The organism is Microcoleus sp. D3_18_C4 (assembly GCF_036702355.1).
Lineage (GTDB): Bacteria > Cyanobacteriota > Cyanobacteriia > Cyanobacteriales > Microcoleaceae > Microcoleus.
Genome location: NZ_JAUBTF010000004.1, coordinates 101759 through 115905, shown reverse-complemented (window position 1 = coordinate 115905; position 14147 = coordinate 101759). Strand labels below are relative to the sequence as shown.

The window sequence follows — 14147 nt, the reverse complement described above, 5'->3', positions numbered from 1 at the left end:
TAAGTTATTAGTGAGTTTGACTTTCAAATGTATAAATATTATTAAACGTTTTCTTGGTTAAAGAAAAACAAAATGGTCTTCTTCCTGAAATTTCTATTATGTCAGATAATTCTGGTGTTTCTCTAATTTTAAAACTTGCTTTATTGTATAAAATATAGCGGGCTTCTGAATCAGTGCGATTGTAAAGATAATTATCGAAACTATTATTTCTTTTTGAAATCAGTTCATTAACTGATAACCTATATCCACCTTCCGCGAATAGGACTTTTAAAAATCCTTGAACATCTCGATCAAGTCCCAGATTTTTACAAACATATTCAAAGTAGCTAAATGCTTGAGCGCGGTACTGATTAACAAAAAGTCTTCGGGCTGTGTTGATATCTACTGAACCATTAGAATTCTCATCAGCTTTAGAAGCCCAAATCAGATGACACAAAACTTCTATATTTCTCGGCATTCCTCCAGAAACAATAGATACAAAATCAATAATATCTTGATTAAAAGGATAACTTTTATCCTTAAATCTTAGTGTGATCTTACTATTTTTTTCTTCTATATAATCCTTGATTTCTGTTTCACTTAATGGCTCAACCAATCTAAAATCAAATCTGCCATCTTTCAATTGAGCTGCTTCTGCTTGAATGTTAATCAAGTAATCTCCTGTCACACTAACACATATTCCCCAGCTTCGATTCGTAGAAAAGCACTTTTCAGACAAGTCGTGCAGGAAAGTCATCAATTGGGAGACATTAATTTTTAGGCTTGAAAATAAAATTTCTACTTCATCAAAAATCAGCAAAATATGACTTTTGGTAGTAGCGGCAAACATTCTCATAATTAAATCTATAAATTCAGGTTTATCAGCTTGCTTGATTAAAGTCAAGCATTCCTCCCTACTTAAAGCTCCCTGAGAAATCAAGCTCCTCCGAATATTATCCAAAACCATTCCATAAAAATTAGTAATTTCGCTCTTATTTGGATCGCCAGACATAGAAATTTGATTTGCTATTTCTTGAAATCTGATTGGAATACAAAGGCTGCGTTCAGCTTGAAGTACCTCTCGTCTGACAAGATTCAGTCGAGTTGTTTTACCAGAGCCATAATCTCCCGCAAAGAAAAACCTGATTGGTTCTGTTTTATATTTGATGCTATATCTCACTGTCTTCAGTAAATCAGATACTGTCCCTCTTTCTACAATAGGGTGAAACAGCTCATAACCTGCTACTGATGAAGCAGATCCTTTAGCTGCATAGGGATTTTGTGCAGGAGAGAGTAAGCCGCCATTGATATCTGTGTAAGCCATATTCAACCCACCATAGTATAGTCAAGTATCTTCATAAATCCATACTTAATACCTTGAATATCGATTAACTCGATACCAAGGTTCTCAGCAAGTTGTGATTTAGTCATTCTCAGTTCAATTCGATTGGTAATGCGAAGTCTTACTAAAAAGCTTTTAATTTCATCATCCCGGTAATCCGAAACTTCTTTTAATCGATTCACAACATGGCTAACCGGAACTAATCCCATATTTTTTTTTGCATATTCTTGATAGTTACTAATAACAAAATTCATGAGCTGTAGATAATTATTTATTTCAATTTGCTCGCTGTAAACTAGCTCTAAATAACCAACAGGATTTTTTTTATGATTTCCAATAAAGCTATAGCCACAATGCTCTATTAATAGTTGGCGAATCAAGGCAGGAGCCGGGTTATCACCCAGTTGATACTTATCTTTAAGTAGTTGTCGGTCCGAGCTATATGTTTTAACTATTTGTGAATACTGTGAGCAAACCTGAGTTAACTTTTCGTTAAATGACGTGGCTTCTAAAACCCACTTCAAAGCTTGAATAACTTCGATTTTGGATTGAAGCGAAAGTGGAACCGTTCTACCAGGAGTTAAGTCGCGGTAAAAATTATTATTAGCCTTGAATAAGTCAAGAACGTAAAAACCAGCTAAATAGTTTTTAATGGTTGTGGCTGACATCGGGCTTCCTGCTTTGGGGCCACTATGAGCAATAAGTTTGCCTTGAAGCCATGAGACAGCAGACTTGATAGTTAGTCCATCATTGGCTAAAATTCCCTCTGCCAGCAGCTTCATGTCTTCTTCATACTCTTTGGGCAAGTAGAAAATCGGGATTACCTTAGACATACTACGTTCTAAGCCTATAAGCAGAATATTGCTTCTGCAATAATCACCAATACCATCATACTTTACTTTAGTCTTCTCAACTAGACAGGTTAAAACAAAAGTGAAAACAACTTACTTTCTCACAGTTATCACCCAATTTGGCTTCCGAACTGATCTGTTAGAGCATTACGCTCTCGCTTTGAGAGGAGAACCCATAAACCAGAGCCCCTTCTTAAACTTCGCTAACGTAACCTTGTGCGAACAGACGCTCCTCTACCAGTAAGCCCCTGCCGACAATCTTGCTGCAGGTAAGGTGATAGAAGCACCATCCGTCAGAACAGGTCAAGTGCTCGGACTCAGGTCTGCCAACAAGTGAGTGAGAGCCTCTCACCCTTTAAAAATTAGTCCCGGCGGCGAAGCATAATCTCTAGATGTCCCTTTTTGTACAAAGTCTTTAAGAGTTCCCATACCTCCTGATTATGTGGCAAATTTTGACGAAGTTGGCTAATGGCGATCGCACTGCTGTCAGAGCTAATGGCATTTAAAAGCTGTCTTTCTTCCTCCAGAAGGCTTTCATCTCTTTTAAAATGAATTTCTTTCAATTTATCCTGAAGAACCTGACCCTTTTCAAAAATAGATTTGAGTTGGATTATTCGTTCTTCAAGGTTAGTTAAGTTGTCGATCGCAGATGGCAACTGTTCTCTTTGTAATGATAGCTGTGTTTTTAAATCAGTGAGTTGACTCAAAAACTCTGTCATATCGTGGTCGCGTTCTTGGGAAATAAAGGAAAAATCACGCTCCAATTGCTCCCATTCTGAAACCAAACCTTCGCAGAATTTTTGCAAATTTTTCCACAAAACTCCTTTCATAATGTGGTAAGATCCATCCCGGTCTTCATCATCAAATTTGCATCTATTTTTCAAAGGAGATTCATTAATTGAAATTAGATCGAGTAAGACTTCGTAACGACTAAGCATTTGCTCGAAAGCCTCTCGACGGGAGCGCTGTTCACCATTAATTTCCTCTTCAAGTTCAACCAAAGGTTGTTGCAGTAAATCGTACTGTCTAAAACTCTCAAGCTGATTGTTGCTAAAATGCTTAACAACCCGGTCAACAAAGTCATCATTATAACGCATCAAGCGAACTGGGTCTTTATTCAAATTCTCTCGTAAAATCTGTGCTCGATTTAGAATAATTCGCCACTTCTCTAAACCATCTACCAACTCCTCAAGCCTTAATTTAGTGGTTTCGTAAGTTAGCAAAAACTGCTGACACTGCTTTAGCTGATGATGCAATGCAAGTATATCAATTTCATTTACTTTAAGCGAACTAGCTAGGCTTTGGCAATCTTTATCTAGCTGATTTACTTGCCTTTCCAAAATTATCCGGTAGTCATTGAGACAAGATTCTAGGTCGCTATCACTTTCAATCATTTGACTAATTTTAGAAGCATTCAAGTCTAGGGTAAATTTTTCTAGCCTGAGTTTAATTCCACGCAGTTCTTTTTGCAGGGTTGAGCGCCTCTCAATGCAAAAATTTTCTAGAAGCTCCCGTTCGGCTTGAATATTTCTATGAACTTGGTCGAGAGCTACCTCAGACTCATGGTTAGCCTCAAGAATTTTTTCCTCCTCATTTATCTTTTCATTGATTTCATGTAAAATCGTCTCATCAAAACTTTCAAGTAACGAAGTAACCCGAACGCGGAGTTCTTTTAATTGACCATTTAACTCCTCTGGCTCTAATTCCAAACTGGCTTCGCGGATAACATCCGTTGAACGCGCCCACTCTATGTAGCGTCGCCGCTGCAACCATTCAAGAGCTTCTTGGAACTCGTCTTCAAGATAGCCAAGCAGTTTAACTGCTTTCCATAACTTTGAATACTCTAATGCTTTAACATCTTGCTGTCTCCACGCCGTCTCAACTGTCTGTGTTCTGCCTTGTGATTGCAGTTTTTCTTTAATAAACGATTCCAAAGGATGTTCTGTAAATTTAACTTGGGAATTTCCTTCCTTCCGTTTGGCAATTTTCTCCCCACTCATCAAGCCATGTTGTTTGAAAACTGCTAAAACACTGGGTAGGCTAGAACTCCCCATTTCAAACAAATTTTCAAATTCTTCTTTGGAAACTTGATATAACTGACGACCTTTGCGAACAGATAAAGGTATTTTTTCCAAGAGGAACTTATATTTACGTAACGTCGGGTTCAGACTATTATAGAAAGACTTATAATCGGTAAATAAGGCTTTACATTTTTGATAGAACACTGATTCGATAAGTTTACTGTCTGAGCCATTTACCCCCTGGAGGCCCCCAATTTCCCAAGTTTGAGGCGAAATCGCCGGAAACAGCAATCGCATGGCATACTGGTGACACTCTTGGCGATGGTGTTCTAATCTAGAGCGATCGGCTTTACTGACTTCAGGATTTTTTGAGAGCCAGTCTTGAATATAATGAGACAGACTCAGCAGCGTACAAACAGAACATTGTTCGGAAGGCATGACTTTGCGGAGTAAGCCGAAGGATGTGGGATATTCGCCTTCAAAACTTCGACCTAACTGAAGATGGAAGTCTACTTGATTAGTTCCGGCGATCGCAGTTAAAACCTGTGGAACGACGGTTGCTTTTCGCTCATAGCTAAAGTAAAAGCGCCAATCTAAGTGAGTTTCTTCTGGGGATTGAAACCTCATTAAACCAGATTCTTTACTCCCGACACTGATAACAAGAGAACGCTTAGGAAAATCCGCATTATATCTTTCTGGAGCCCCATCTAATAAATTAAAAACTCCAAACCTATCCTGCTTCCACTCCCCTTTATAGCGCCATGACCAATTGGCTTTCTGACCCGTTCTAGAAACTGGGAAGAGTAAAGAAATAATTTCCGACTTAAAAATCGTTGTAGCCATCTCTTCTTTTTGAGTATCATTCCACTCTCCAAACCATTGCTGACGAAATCGATTTAGAATTTTATCTACAACTGTGGGAATGCTTGTCTGAAGAAGGGCGACTAAAGCAAAAGTGCGCTCAGTCGGCTGTATAATGTGCAGTCCGTAAAAATTGTCATCTTCGGCTAGTTTTTTTAACTCCTTTAAGAGGTGAAATTGTTTAGCTACATTTTCAGAAAGACCTGAAGGGAAACCCGCGAGTAGCTTGATTACGTCTCGTCCTTTGGGGTGTTTTGGAAAGGAGATCAACGGCTCCAAGGTTTTGATAGTATTGCTAATTTTGTGTTGTTCCGTACCATATAACTGTACTTGTCCTTCTAGATAATCCTGAATCAAATCTAAAGGAGTATAGGGATGCTGATTATTTTGGGCAAAATGGACGATGCGTTTAAATACTTCAATGACGGTGCGAGGACCATTGCTGAAGTTTTGTCGATCGCATAATTGCCCTAAACTTTCAATTGTTGCTGGATGTGCCAAGTGATTTTGCTGCGCCTTGTCTTCCAGAAAATTAGTACACAAATAATTCCACAGTTTTGCTGGGAACTCAGAGCTGTACGCACCAGCTAATCTAAGAGATACTTTCTGTTCCTTCATACGGTGAATAATATCACCAGCTTGTTCTTCAATAGCTGATTCAGTCGGAGTAGTCGGCATACTTAGAATTAATGCAACAGGCGTAGAACCCAAAGCTCGCATTCCTTTAACTAAATCGCTCAAAATCTGGATGCGAACGCTAGCACCTTCTTCTGTTCGCAAAAATTCTTGGCTTTCATCCGCAAATATTGCTAAACCTGCAAAACCTGCTTGTCGAAGGATAGAAACTGTTTCCTGCCAAAAATTCAAAACATTATCAGTATTTGTGGTGTCAGTATTTAATTGTTGAATAATTTTTAAAGCTTTGTCTTCAGATAACTTGTACTTAAGCGCTATTTCTGCTGCTATATTTTGCTGAGACTTCAAGCCATATTTGCGATACAGTCCCTCAATCTGAGGAAGAAATTCTGGTTTGAGGCGCGTTTTTATCCAGCCATAAGTGGCAACCATCAAATCTCCCAGCTCTTTAAACTTGAAAGGTGGCACCGCCATTATCTTATGATCCTGACACTGCTGCCATAAATAAATTAGTGTTGCTGTCTTACCATACCCATAGTCGGCACTAAGGTAGCCAGTAACAGGTTTACCCTTACCAATTTCCTCAATCAAATGGTCTTTTAGAGTTTTTACGGGTTCAATTGGGTTATAGCTGCTTGCATATAGATTATAAACTCTGGCTACTTCTTGAGGCTCATTTTCTATCTGGGAGGGATTGACTGTATCAACAATTGCTTGGATAGAGTCTAGTTGTTCTAATAATCTTTTCATGGATTGTAAATATAAAGTGTGTCTCGGAGAATGCTAATACTTAGCTAAAGCAATTGAGTCCACTCAGGGGATTGAGTTAGCATTACCCATTGTCCGTATCCCCCTTCATAGCCACAGTCAAAGAAGCCACCTCGATCATAATCATAGGTGCATTTAGCATTATCTATGCTACCATCTAATCCGCTCGGATCTAGCAACAACATTTGACAAATAGCCTCTTGAACTTCTTCTCGCAAGAAAATCTTGACCCCATAGGTTCGTTGTTGCTGTTTGTAGATTGTATCTACTGCCTGAAGTAAAATAGGAGCGGCACTGAAGTAGCGACGGGTGAAGTGTTCGTATTTGCCTTCTGGTTCTATAACACTGGGTGATAACGATCGCAGCCAATTGAGGGCACCAGCCACACTCGTATCACTAAATGCTATTTCACTGGTAGGTAGTTCAAACTTCACAGCAGCCTTTTCAATTACTTCTCCAACTAGGGACTTTTTTTCTGGCGGTGATAAAACAACTTCTTTTCGCAACCATAGTTGTTGTACAACTGTAGCATAAGTCCAAGAAAACCTTTTTTCAGCTTCTTCTTGGTGTAGATTATAAATTACTAAATGTAAAAAATCTCCTAGCAATTCGGGGTTAGACTCTTGAATTTTAGCTGCAACTTGACCAAGAGGTGTCAGTGAGGGGGGATTTTTTTTTGAAATAATTGAAAGATTCCGCAAGAATGGAAATACCACCTTTTGGAGAACGGAAAGCCCTAAATTACAACTAGCTCCAAGCTGTTCAAAATTTGTTTCTTTCTTTCTCAAAAAATCAAGAATTATAGCTACTCTTTCTAGGGTAGTATTTTGCTGAATATGTAAAGTTAATTTATTGCTCATAAAGCGCGTTCTAAAGTATCTAACCAAGCAGTCAAATTGTGCATAATCCGATATTCTCGGCTGGTTCTCAATTTATCAATACTTTGACAAAAGAAACATGAATGTTGCGTAGATTTTTTGAGTTCCTCTAGACCAGTTTTAGTAGTTTCAAAACCGCGTCTAACGGTAATTTGAATTTGAGAAGTACCCGGAAAAAAGATGCTGCCGAAGGCTCCTGCTTTTGACCAGGTTGAGCTATCTAAGCTATGGGGTACAAGGGAGTTGTTGCGGAGGCGATAAAAGCTGTTTGGACCGCCAATGCCAAAGCAGTGAACTTTCATGTTTTTTTCGCGGGCGATACTGCCAACAATCTTAAACAATGCCAAACTAGATTCAGAAATCATATTAACGCTGCCGTTGGGTCCTGACGTTCCCCAAGAGCCAAAGCCGATACGGGTAATACCCATTTTTGCATAGGTTTCAATGCAGCGATTGATTTGGTTGATAGTGCGTCCGTGTACGGGGGCGATCGCGCGTTCTTGTACATAAACAGGCATTTTACCGAAAAATTTTTCGCAATGGTAAAGCGTTTCGCGAACTTTGTACTCCACTATTTCATCTGAATCAGTTGAGATGGGTACAATATCGGGCAATACATACCCATCTGCCCAAGTATTATTGCGATAAAAATTATCTAAAAATTCCAGCAGTTGATCGTAAGTAAATTTCCCCTGTTGCACCTGATATGCACCGCAATCTAGCCAGACTTCCGAAATGTTTCCCACATCTTTTTGTTGACGAAAGTATTCTGTAGTAGAAGCTGGGCACGTTATCGGTGAGTAAAGAACGTTTTCAAAAGGATTACGCCGATCACCGCTAGAATTCCACAACTGCCGACTGCGTTCAATCTCAGGGCCGCCAGCACTTACGGCAGCCACAAACTTGGGAATTGTCAGGAGAATATTAGAGCATAATATCTTTTCCCAAACAACCAAAGAGCGGCGTTTACCAGGTTCAATTTGTACTCGATCAAATCCCATCTTGTTGTAAAACCCGTTAGCTTCTATGTCCAGGGGGCATTTTAGGCGCAGTTTTGTAATACCGCACTTCCTACTGTGTTTTTCCCATGCACAAATAAGCTGACGACCCATGCCTAGCCTGCGGTGGTCGGGGGAAACGCAAAGATGGTAAAGAGTAGAGATTTTGTCTCGACGGTGATGAAAATGGAGAAAGCCGAAGGGGTGGTAAAGAATTTCACCGCTTGCGATCGCAGAAGCCAGGACTGCCCGATTCACAAAGCCTATCTCTTGCCGATGCACATCGGCAAGCACCTTAATCTGAACTAGCTCCTCGCTCGAAGCAAATACCACCTCTGACTCTAAACACCTAGTCTGCACACATACCTCACTTCTTCCAACCAACGAACGTAGACAAGTGTAGCCGATGTCCGCACCTGTTAATTTTACACTTGTTGCTTGTGGTAAAATTTATACAATTAATTGTATTGTACTTTTACGACTTTATTAAACTTTTGCATTAATAAATTCTTTGATTAAAACATTACATCTTGATTAGTTAATAGTTTTATAGAATAACTTACTTAACCAGAATCTATGCCAGTATCCCAATTAATAAGGTGGATCCGATAAGAAACCCATGATAATCTGATAATCTATCCATAATCAAAATCTGACACACGTTGCAAGGTGATTCGCGTATGCTACTTGCATAGTCCTATCAGTAGGATGTCATGGCTACATCCTATGACCAGCAAGGGTTGTGCTGGCTATTACTGTCACACCCGGTACTTGCACGAAAATTAAGCATTTTAGAAGGATAAAGACTTCAGAATATAACACAAGTGCTAACAGATCACAACACCAGCAGCACTTAACTGGATTTTTAAGAAAGCCCCAACACAAAACTGGATGGATAATTTATGGAAGAGAGCGCGAGCTACTAGAATGGCGAACTTATCCTGCAACACTTAGAACTTTTAGGCGCTTACCCGCTGTTTACTAATTGATGTCCCCAATGCGGAATAACTTATTCCAAGTACGAAACCCCCTCTGCACTGGGCTATTCCAAGTGTTGCGAGCTAGAGATTCGATGTAAAGCGATAGTTCGGAACGGTACTCTTAATTTCTTAGCAACGGGAAAACACTCGCTCGACACCCCACTTGGAAGTGCAGCCGACTAATCCCCCAACAAACACCCAAAACGCGCCTTGAGGCCACACACTTAACACCGCAAACTCATGCGGCCACGATTGCCAGAAGCGAAACAGGATTGCAGCGATCATTGTTAGTAAGAATATTTTGCCAACAGTTGCTTCACCGATCGTCCAACCCCGGTACATTCCCCGGCAACAGGCGATCGTCAATTCAAGAAACAGCACCAAGTTCAAAACGCTGATGATGGCGCTGTTGATGTTGATGTTGTGCAAAAAGGTTAGTGAATTCATAGGGTTGATTTTTTAGACTACTCGCTAATCTAGCAAGCTTAACAGAAGTTGTGTAGCCACTGCTTTTCAAGTTTCCTCACCAACGCTCGTCATCCCAAAAGTCACCAACTAAAAAACCCAGGGGTCGCTGGGACTGTGTGCGATCGTCAAGCGAGTTTCTGCTGCTGTGTACTTTGTGTGTTCTTACTTGGCGATCGCTCAAGAATGAGACAAGCGTGAAATGATGGCAGATAGGCACTAAGAAATATGGAATGCAGAGAATGACTGACTGGCCGATCGAACAAATCAATTTGCTGGAAATGGACTATGCCGACATCCTTGCCAGCAGCATCCATCCATCATTTGAACTACAACTGGTAAAATCGGGGGTTAACCCATCAGAAGCCCGCATCAAAACCAATTTCCTCACTCTGTCTGGTGCGCCAAAAACCTAAGACTCCCGAACAATGGGCTATTTTAACCGAAGCATGGGAAGTAGCTTGCGAGTATAAGCCCACCGTTGAAGATTTTCGCTTATTGGCAGAATTCCTGTGGGAGAATTAAGACAGCGTTGAAGTTGACATTGACTGCTGACAACTTTGAATTGAATTTACTTCGATAACAGAGCGATCGCCCTATTTTGAAAAGATGAGCTTTTACCGCTATGCCTAAACCAAAGAGATATCCCGACAATTGGCAAGAGATTGCGCTTTCGGTGAAAGAAAACGCGGGGTGGCGTTGTGCAAAGTGCCATCAACAATGCCTCCGACCCGGTAAACTCCGACCCGGTAAACAAAGCGGCTTAACCAAATCTGAACGATGTGCCTTAACTTTAGCGGTGCACCATCGCAATCGGATACCGGAGGACAATCGCCCAGAAAACTTAATCGCTCTGTGTACCGCGTGTCACCATTAAACTCAACGAGACTGTCACCAGCCCCGTTGGTCTTCAAAACCGTGCATGAAACTTTAATTTCACACGGCTCCTCAATGATTTGGTGCTTGTTACGCATACCTCATTACCCATTTATCCTCGACTCTTTCAAGTCTTTTGGTGGGTTTAGGCTCGACACTGTTGCAGTCGGATTTGCTGCCAGAACTGCCATCATTGGCTGTCTTTATATCATGGCAATGTCTATGTAGAAGTTGAAAATTTTTATACTCATCCTTTTCACCTTTCGATTTGGGGATGATATGGTCAACTTCCATTACATCATCTTCACGGAAGAACAAACCGCAGTGGGTGCATTTCCCTTTTTGCTTTTTCAGGAGCGTTGCCACTCTAGACGGCATTTCCGGGTTTTTACCCATTCTTGAACTCCAATAAACTAGGTTTCCGTCATATGGTGACGATTCGCCTTTAACTTTCACATGACGCACTATTGGGGTGACGGCATGGTCAAGTAACCGAAATGAGGTTAATCCATCCTTCTTCGTTGCGAATACCCAGTTATCACCGCCTATGGAATGCCAATATTTGTTTGACACCCATTCCCTGCTCTTTTTTGGGTGGCGGCGTTTTGCCCAAGCGCTTAACTTTTGGTACGTGAGGCTATCGATATCTGAGTAAGCCACCTTACTTACCACAGTCGCATAGTAGTTTGCCCATCCCCTAATGATTGGGTTTAGATGGTTGATTAGCGCCACTTGTGGTGCTGCCTTATGGGCTTCGATAACTCTAGCGATTTGATCGTAATGTACCTTTTGCGAATGCTTGCTTGGGGTGATGATTGTTTTAAAACCCTGATTAGAGTGATACTTTCCCACAGTGAATTGTTGTATCCTAAAACCAAGGAAATCGAACCCTGGTTTTTCTTGCTCATACTGGTTGAGAGTGTGAGTAAGTCTCGTTTTGCTGGGTTTTAGTTCTAAACCCATGCCTTGTAACCATTCAGAGATAATCTCTTTACATCTTTGGACAACGGTTATGTCTTCGTGAAGAATAACGAAGTCATCGGCATAACGAATTAGGCTTAGGCTTTTACGGTTGTCCCGCTTACCATGACCACTTCGGGTGGGCAAAGTATCAGCATACTTTTTAATTCGTTCTTCCATCCCGTGGAGGGCAATATTTGCCAGTAGTGGAGAAATTACCCCGCCCTGTGGCGTACCCTCAGATGTTGGAAACAACTGCTTATCATCCATCACTCCCGCTTTTAACCAGGCTCGAACTTGTCGGCGGATGGTGGGGAATGTATTTAATTTTTTGAGCAGTGCTTCATGGTCGATGCGGTCGAAACACTTGGCAATGTCAGCATCTAGCACGTATTTAGATTTCTGACTAATTACCGTGAATATTTGCTCTATCGCATCATGGCATGAGCGATTAAACTCAGCGAGACTGTCACCAGCCTCGCTGGTCTTCAAAACCGTGCGTGAAAATTTCTTTTCACACGGCTCCTCAATGTTTTGGTGCTTGTCACGCATACCTCATTACCCATTTGTCCGCGACTCTTTCAAGTCTTTTGGTGGGTTTAGGCTCGACACTATTGCAGTCGGATTTGCTGCCAGAACTGCCATCATTGGCTGTCTTTATATCATGGCAATGTCTGTGTAGAAGTTGCCAATTTTTATAATCATCCTTTCCACCTTGCGATTTGGGGATAATATGGTCAATTTCCATCACATCGTTTTCACGGAAAAACAATCCACAGTGGGCGCATTTTCCCTTTTGCCATTTCAAGAGTGATGAGACTCTTGTCGGCATTTCTGGGTTGTTGCCCATTCTTGTACTCCAATAAACCAGGTTCCCGTCAAATGGGGATAGTTTGCCTTTAACTTTTACATGACGCACTATTTTAATGCGGGCATGGTCAAGTAACCGAAGTGGGTTTTTCCCAACTTCAGTGGTTGCAAATACCCAGTTATCATCGCCTATGGAATGCCAATATTTCTTTGACACCCATCCCTTTGATTTCTTTGGGTGGCGGAATTTTGCCCAAGAGACAAGCTTTTGATACACTAGGTCATCTAACTGAGCGTAGATTTCCTTACTTATGACAGTCGAATAGTAGTTAGCCCAACCCCTAATGATAGGGTTTAGTCGCTTAATTAGCGCCGCTTGCGGTGCTGACTTATGGGAGTCAATTACATCCGACAGACGGTCATAATGTGCCTTCACTTTTTCCTGACTTGGGGTAATGATGGTCTTAAAACCAAGTAATTCCCCTTTCGTATTTTTACCTGTATGGTGTTTCCCTTTGGGGAACTGACGTATATTAAATCCAAGGAAGTTGAATCCTGGCTTTTCCTCAACAAAAGTTGAAAGAGTGTGCGTCAGCCGAGTTTTACTGGGTTTTAATTCCAAGCCTATGCCCATTAACCATTCCGAGATTATTTCCCGGCATCTTTGAACAACGGTTATGTCTTCATGGAGAATCACGAAGTCATCGGCGTACCTGATTAAAGTAGCTCCTGGCTGATAGCCAGCGTATTGACCTTTCTTGACAATTGTGCCACTAGGAAAGGCGCTTTTTATCCGGTTTTCCATCCCGTGGAGGGCTATGTTTGCCAAAAGTGGCGAGAGACATCCACCTTGTGGCGTTCCCTCAGATGTAGCAAACAACTGCTTACCATCCATCACCCCCGCTTTTAACCATGCACGAATTTGACGGCGAATGGTGGGAGATGTATTCAGTTTTAAAAGCAGTGTTTCATGGTCGATACAGTCGAAACACTTCGATATGTCAGCATCAAATACAAACTTTTGTTTATACCTGATGGAGTTAAAGATTGCCTCGATTGCATCATGACATGACCTTCCGGCTCTGAACCCGTATGAGTTAGGTTCAAATCGCGCTTCCCATTCTGGCTCTAGTGCCAGTTTGACTAGCGTTTGCAAGGCGCGGTCATCCATTGTAGGTATTCCTAAAGGTCGCTTCTCATCACGTCCAGGCTTGGGAATCCATACACGCCTGGTCGGGCTGACCTTAGAACCCAGTTTTATTTGATTTATCAAGGCCAGACGGAGATTAGGAGTCAGCGATTTAACGCCGTCTACACCTGCCGTCTTTTTGCCGCAATTATCCTGGGTAACTCTACGAACCGCTAACGCTCTTGCTGACCAAGAATTCATCAACGTTTTTTGGAGTCTGCGATATGTTTTTACATCGCCACGAATCGAGGCTTGATAAATTCTCTGTTGCAGCTTATACACTCTACGTTCTAGCTTTCGCCAGTTAATAGAACGCCATTCCCCCGTAGTCTTTAAACTCGTATTAGACATATTTACTGCTACTGGAAACTTCATCTTCCAAATCACCGTGATTCTGTCTGCCTATCCTCACCATTACAGTCAGGCGTTTTGCTTTTGAATCAATCTTGCCTACTCTTCGTATTAGTTAGCACCTACTCAATCATTGAAGACTGAGAACAGACGAGAGGTTACTTCGTTTCTGATAGTCATTG

9 protein-coding genes are annotated in these 14147 nt (G+C 41.3%); 1 reads left to right on the top strand and 8 read right to left on the bottom strand.

The window, feature by feature from the left end; translation table 11 throughout:
• Nucleotides 1-7 precede the first annotated feature (7 nt).
• From QUA90_RS03165 to QUA90_RS03140, 6 genes are all read right to left on the bottom strand, one after another.
• Nucleotides 8-1303 carry a hypothetical protein gene (locus QUA90_RS03165; RefSeq protein ID WP_333236997.1) on the bottom strand — a complete coding sequence of 432 codons (1296 nt, stop codon included), beginning with the start codon at nt 1301-1303 and terminating at the stop codon, nt 8-10.
• Between the two features lie 2 nt (nt 1304-1305).
• A complete protein-coding gene (locus QUA90_RS03160; RefSeq protein WP_333236995.1) occupies nt 1306-2154 on the bottom strand; it encodes a hypothetical protein in 849 nt (282 codons plus the stop codon).
• A 380-nt stretch (nt 2155-2534) separates the two neighbouring features.
• On the bottom strand, nt 2535-6440 hold the full coding sequence (locus tag QUA90_RS03155; protein ID WP_333236993.1) for a hypothetical protein: 3906 nt from the start codon (nt 6438-6440) through the stop codon (nt 2535-2537).
• 44 nt (nt 6441-6484) lie between these two features.
• Nucleotides 6485-7318, bottom strand: coding sequence for a hypothetical protein (locus QUA90_RS03150; protein ID WP_333236992.1), 834 nt, complete (start codon nt 7316-7318; stop codon nt 6485-6487).
• The gene (locus QUA90_RS03145; RefSeq protein WP_333236990.1) at nt 7315-8694 is read right to left on the bottom strand and encodes a GNAT family N-acetyltransferase; all 1380 of its coding nucleotides are present in this window, start codon (nt 8692-8694) and stop codon (nt 7315-7317) included. Before QUA90_RS03145 ends, QUA90_RS03150 begins: the two co-directional genes overlap by 4 nt.
• A 749-nt stretch (nt 8695-9443) precedes the next feature.
• A complete protein-coding gene (locus QUA90_RS03140; protein ID WP_333236988.1) occupies nt 9444-9761 on the bottom strand; it encodes a hypothetical protein in 318 nt (105 codons plus the stop codon).
• Nucleotides 9762-10012: 251 nt separating this feature from the next.
• Between QUA90_RS03140 and QUA90_RS03135 the strand changes: the two genes are divergently transcribed.
• Entirely contained in the window at nt 10013-10195 is a 183-nt protein-coding gene (locus QUA90_RS03135; protein ID WP_333142813.1) for a hypothetical protein, read from the top strand.
• Nucleotides 10196-10745: 550 nt separating this feature from the next.
• On the opposite strand, the gene QUA90_RS03130 is transcribed toward QUA90_RS03135, so the two are convergent.
• Together QUA90_RS03130 and ltrA are read right to left on the bottom strand one after the other, a co-directional pair.
• Nucleotides 10746-12167 (bottom strand): reverse transcriptase domain-containing protein, encoded by a 1422-nt coding sequence (locus QUA90_RS03130; protein WP_333236985.1) that lies wholly within the window; start codon nt 12165-12167, stop codon nt 10746-10748.
• Entirely contained in the window at nt 12160-13965 is a 1806-nt protein-coding gene (gene ltrA / locus QUA90_RS03125; protein ID WP_333316173.1) for a group II intron reverse transcriptase/maturase, read from the bottom strand. The genes QUA90_RS03130 and ltrA overlap by 8 nt, the downstream gene beginning before the upstream one ends.
• Between the last annotated feature and the right edge of the window lie 182 nt (nt 13966-14147).

Bases quoted from the DNA above. Each gene is read 5' to 3' on its own strand.
- QUA90_RS03165 (WP_333236997.1), bottom strand. From the start codon at position 1,303: ATGGCTTACACAGATATCAATGGCGGCTTACTCTCTCCTGCACAAAAT.
- QUA90_RS03160 (WP_333236995.1), bottom strand. From the start codon at position 2,154: ATGTCTAAGGTAATCCCGATTTTCTACTTGCCCAAAGAGTATGAAGAA.
- QUA90_RS03155 (WP_333236993.1), bottom strand. From the start codon at position 6,440: ATGAAAAGATTATTAGAACAACTAGACTCTATCCAAGCAATTGTTGAT.
- QUA90_RS03150 (WP_333236992.1), bottom strand. From the start codon at position 7,318: ATGAGCAATAAATTAACTTTACATATTCAGCAAAATACTACCCTAGAA.
- QUA90_RS03140 (WP_333236988.1), bottom strand. From the start codon at position 9,761: ATGAATTCACTAACCTTTTTGCACAACATCAACATCAACAGCGCCATC.
- QUA90_RS03135 (WP_333142813.1), top strand. From the start codon at position 10,013: ATGCAGAGAATGACTGACTGGCCGATCGAACAAATCAATTTGCTGGAA.
- QUA90_RS03130 (WP_333236985.1), bottom strand. From the start codon at position 12,167: ATGCGTGACAAGCACCAAAACATTGAGGAGCCGTGTGAAAAGAAATTT.
- ltrA (WP_333316173.1), bottom strand. From the start codon at position 13,965: ATGTCTAATACGAGTTTAAAGACTACGGGGGAATGGCGTTCTATTAAC.